At 63.4% G+C, this 4,729-nt stretch carries 4 protein-coding genes and 1 pseudogene; all 5 read right to left on the bottom strand.

Features of this window, described 5'->3' with window-relative positions; genetic code table 11:
- A pseudogene (locus ACQ4WL_RS27560) lies at positions 1-623 on the bottom strand (hypothetical protein); the annotation flags it as partial.
- Positions 620-1,075: a DUF4376 domain-containing protein gene (locus tag ACQ4WL_RS27555; RefSeq protein ID WP_436512898.1), complete on the bottom strand. Its 456-nt coding sequence runs from the start codon at positions 1,073-1,075 to the stop codon at positions 620-622. The gene ACQ4WL_RS27555 and the pseudogene ACQ4WL_RS27560, both read right to left, overlap by 4 nt.
- Before the next feature lie 113 nt (positions 1,076-1,188).
- The gene (locus ACQ4WL_RS27550; protein WP_436512896.1) at positions 1,189-2,631 is read right to left on the bottom strand and encodes a hypothetical protein; all 1,443 of its coding nucleotides are present in this window, start codon (positions 2,629-2,631) and stop codon (positions 1,189-1,191) included.
- A gap of 32 nt (positions 2,632-2,663) precedes the next feature.
- Positions 2,664-4,133: a hypothetical protein gene (locus ACQ4WL_RS27545; RefSeq protein WP_436512895.1), complete on the bottom strand. Its 1,470-nt coding sequence runs from the start codon at positions 4,131-4,133 to the stop codon at positions 2,664-2,666.
- On the bottom strand, positions 4,130-4,729 hold a 600-nt coding region (locus tag ACQ4WL_RS27540), incomplete at its 5' end, for a hypothetical protein (protein ID WP_436512893.1). The genes ACQ4WL_RS27545 and ACQ4WL_RS27540, both read right to left, overlap by 4 nt.

Below are 4,729 nucleotides of genomic sequence, written 5' to 3'. Positions count from 1 at the left end.
TGATCGAGCGCCAACGACAGCTTGCGATACAGTGCGCCACGCGTGACGGTCTGGCCGCCAGCGCCGTCCCTGTTCTGGGTGCTGGTGTCGACTGAAGTGACGCCGGCACCATATGAAGCGTTTTGCTCCGGACTCCAGTAGGGACCGGTCACCAGGCGCGCCGCCTCGATGTAGCCTGCGGGGTTGTCCGGGTCCGTCAACTCGATCACCAGTTTCTTGAAACTGTCCATCGGCAACCAGCAGCGCGCATACGTGCCGCCGCCGTAACTGAAGGCGTTCACGCCCAGCGGCAGCGCACCCCAGTCCCACATTCCCAGCCTGGCGTACTCGCATGCCAGCACGGCGCCCGTATCGAAATCGGGCACGGCGTCCCCTGGCTCGACGTAGCCGCGCACGCGGATCGTCGCCGTGGGTGTCAGGTTGCAAAATGGCAGGGCCACGCAGCCGACGATCTCGGGCGTGGGCCAGGTGGCCGTAATGGTCAGGGTCAGGCCGAGCGAGCGCATCACGTCATACTTGCCTTCGCGCTGCAGATTGGCCGGGCCTAGCGCGCCGGCCTGGCTCGATGCGGTCAACAACGCGCGGTCGCCAGCGTTGTCGTAAATGATGCGGAGATTGGTCATGCGCCCTCTGTAAATTCAGGTGATTGAGCATCAGCCTCGATTGCCGCCCGCACCTCGGTTGGAGATTTGGCCGCCGCAATAGCGGTTTTGAGATCACGACAGCGAGAGTGATGGTGCGCAGCGTAGCGAGCTTTCGCCTCGATCATTGCCGCCTCCAGCCCGATCACCTGCGTCGGCGTTAGCAACACATCCGTATTGTCGAACACGCGCCAAGCGAAAGTGGGCCGCCCCAGGCCCAGCGCCGCGCTGCGAGCCGCAAGCGTGATTGCCACCTCGGCATGCGCATCACCGTCGTACAGCACGCCGCCGTAGGCGAAGCGGTCAAACGCTGCGAGGCGCCGATCTCGATCAGCATTGGCATCCGCAATAGCGCCGGCTTGCACGTCGGTCAGTAGCACTTCAGGCTGATACGACACCAGTGCGCCATCGACCATTCGCAAATACTCGGACATACGTTCGCCAGGCAGGAGGGCGTGCAGCGTCAGGCCCTTCACCGCTGGCGGGTTCGGCCCTGGCGCCCACTGACGGACGTACCCGGCAGTGTCGAGGTAGGCGTATAACATGCTCATACTGTTGGATTCTTGATATTGGTTGAAAGGGTGATGGACGCATTCGTGCCGCTAGTACTGCTGCCAGCACGGGTGGCGATCGCCTTGAAAAATGCGCCGGAACCTGTGCGTCCAGCGTCCGTGGCCACGGCAACTTCGAATGTCTCGGAAAAGTACAGCACCTCATCGGTCCACACACCGCCACCAGTGGTTGATGCTCGAACAGTCCAGGTGTACATGAACGTCGTTTCAGCCCCGGCCGCAGTGCCTCGATACAGGGTGATCGTGATAATGGAGCCCGCCGCTGCAGCAGACGACATATCCCCCTCCGCACGCAGAATTACCTTGTGGGCCGCAGCGATGCCCGTAGCGCTGCCCAGCGTGGCCAACGTGACAGACGTAGCTTCCATCCAACTGTAGCCATAAACCGGACCGGTCGGCCGGCCAGTGATCGACAGAACACTAAACTCGGCGGTGCCATCAGCGTTGATCATCCAGCCGTAGCTGCCCGGGTTGTAGGTTTGCGAGCGGATCACCGTGCCAATCAACGCCATGTTCGCTTCAAGGTTGGCCGCCACGACGTTGCGGCCGGTCAGGGTGCCCTTAAAAGAGCCACTGGCGCCCATCAGTGCGCCCGAAAAAGTAGCATTCCCATCCTGAATCGCCAGGCCTGGTGCTTCTATTCTCCCGTTTGCATATGCAATAAAGTACTGTCCAGCTTTATAATTTCCCAGCAAAAGGCCCTGAGAACTCAAGTGAAAGCCACCACCGGAACCTGCTGCTGATGGCCAGTCGAATGCGTTGGTCGGATACCCGGCGCCGCCATGCAGCGTCGCGCTGTAGATATCGCCTGCCGTCACCTTGCCAAGATCGGCACTGATTGCGCTCAACTGCCAAACCTTCAGCGCATTCAAATACGGCGCGGCCCACTTAGTCGTGCCACTGGCCGGATTGAAAATTCCATCTGACCGGTACAGCGATTCACCTGCGACAAACAGCGGCGGCGAACCCTCCCACACCGTACCGACGCCCCAGGTATCAATCGGCGGATAGGATGTGGCTCCCTCCGTGCTGAGGGTCGCCGGCGCGCTGCCCAGGGACATCAAATTGGTCTTGCTGTAGCAGATCCGTGCCGAATTGCCCGTCACGCCGTCAAAAATCTTGCTGACCGTCTGGCTGGCTGTGTAGGTCAGTCCGTCGACCACGATGCTGGCCGTGACTGTCACACTATCGCCCACCATGCCACCATAGGTCATGCTGGCCACGTTACCGACGCGCGTCAGCACGCTGGCATTGCTGGCGGCAAACGCCACCTGGCCCTGCATATTGATCAGGCCAGCCGTGAAGTCGATGCGCGCTGGCGTGGCAATCGTCGTGGCCGCCACCTTGAACGCCTGGGCGGTGGCCGCCAACAGCAGCACGCGGTCGTTGGCGGGCTCGAAGCGCGGTACCGTATTCATGATCAATCGGTCCCGGGCGCCACCGATGGGCGTCATACCAGCACTCCCACGGTGACGCGGCCGGCGATCCAGGAATGCGATAACAGCACCACCACGCCGGGCACGCCGTCCTGCAGGCCGAAGCGATCATCGCGCAGCAGCACGGGCTGCCCCAGTTCCAGCATCATCATCTCGGGTTCTCCGTCAAATTCGTAAATGGTGCGCTGCACCTTGTTCATGGCCAGGCGGCGCGCCGCTTCCGCGCGGGCATCCTCGTTCGTCTTGAGGCAGGTTTCAATTTGCGGCGGATCGTCCGTCAGCCGGTATCGCGCGCGCACCGCCGCGTCGACGGCGGTTTCAGTCAGCCACTCCTTCGCGTACAGGTCGGCATGCGCAGGCGGGATGGTGGTGGTCAGGCTGGCCTGCACTGTGTAATTGCGGTCAAAGGCGATCTTGACGGCGGCGACCACGGGCAGGCGCTGCACGACGCGCAGCGAATCCATCCGCATTTTCTCGGGGCCGATTTCCACCGGCGCGCCGGCGGCCGGCAGCGCGATCTGCACCAGGCGAAGCTGGCCGGTGCGCGACATGATCGCCTGGGCGCCAACGCTTGCCGCCAGCTGCTGGATGGCCTGCGCCTGGTTTGTCCGGTCCGCAACATACAGGCCCACCAGCTGCGGGTGGGCGGCGTCGAAGGCGGCCAGGTTGACCAGGTCGAGATCAGCCAAGGTAAAACGGTCAGCCGCCTTGCCGTAGGCGGTCGCGATGCGCTGCACCAGTGGAGCGATGCGCGGCGCATATCCGCCGCCGACATCGCCCTGCACGCTGGCGGTGACAGCATTCGCCAACGGGTTGATCGTCAGCGTGAAGCGGCCAGTCGCATTGTCGACGGCGACAGGGACCGGCTTACCATTGGTGCGGACTTCGAACGTCGACTCCACCGCGCTGAGAAAACCATACTCCAGGGTAGCCGGGTTGGTCAGCAAGGGCGTGACGTTGTGGCACTCGCCGAACGGAATCGGCAGGGTTGCGTCCTTGTTTGGCGAGACGCCACCCAGCTTGGCCTCGGTGATTGGCGTATCCAGGCGCTGCAGCTTGTCCCGCAGGGACAGGTTGAGCGTTTCGCGGCTTGAACTGCCGATGTCGGCAATGATGCCGTCGAACACCAGGCGGAAATCGGCGCGCGGCCAGCGCGGATCGCCGGCCCAGGCCTTGATAGGCCGATTGCGCCACACGTCGCCGAGCCAGCCGTCGAGCGCGCCATCGGCATTGCCCAGATCGATGTCGCCGCCCGACAGCCCGGCCTCACCAGTCAGGCTGACCTGCTCGGTGAAGGCCAGGCCACCCGTGGCCAGCGGCAGATACACGGTGTTGGCCGGCACCTCGGCCGGGCCGGTGACGTACGGCCGGGAGGCGATATACCGCGTCACCTCCTGGCCGGCCACGTTTACCTGGGCCTCGATCAACACCATGCGGATGGCCAGCGGGTTCTTCAGCCATTCCAAAAACTGCACTTCGGTCATTGCGAGTACTCCACTTGTTTCGCCCAGGCGGATGCCTTGGCGGATCTGTCGACACCAGCCACGACCGTCTGGGCCGCTTTATCGTTAGATTCGACGGTGGCCTGGATGGTGGCGCCAGCGTTCCTGTTCGTGTCGGCATTGAGCTTGTCGACCTTCTCATTCAGACGCTTGATCTCAGCCACCAGGGCATCGGTGTTGCCGCCGCCCTGGCTTGGCGCGCCGCCGAAGTAGCGCCGCATGGCTGCCGCCGCTTGTGCGTCCACCACCACTTCGCCGCGGTGAAGCTCGGCCGCGTAGCCATCAAACGGCACGTTGGCCAAGCCGCCGGCATGCGAGCCGTCGAACTTCACGCCCAACCCCGAGGCCGTGCCCATCGCCGCATGCAGGTTGGCGATGGCTTGCGCCACCGTCAGCACGCTGTCGTTGATGGTGATCAGGCCCGACACCTGGGCCTTGAGGGCGTCCAGGCTGGCCTGCTGCACGTCGACTTGGGCCGATGCCCACTTGGCAGCGTCCTCGTTGGCGGCGATGACGCGCGCGTAATCAGCCGCATACTTCGCATCCGACGCATTGACCACTTGGGAGGCCGTCAGGAA

The organism is Janthinobacterium kochi (assembly GCF_051380715.1).
Taxonomy (GTDB): Bacteria; Pseudomonadota; Gammaproteobacteria; order Burkholderiales; family Burkholderiaceae_D; genus Janthinobacterium.
The sequence above is the reverse complement of the archived record's forward strand: the minus strand, read 5'-3'. Positions and strand labels throughout refer to the sequence as shown.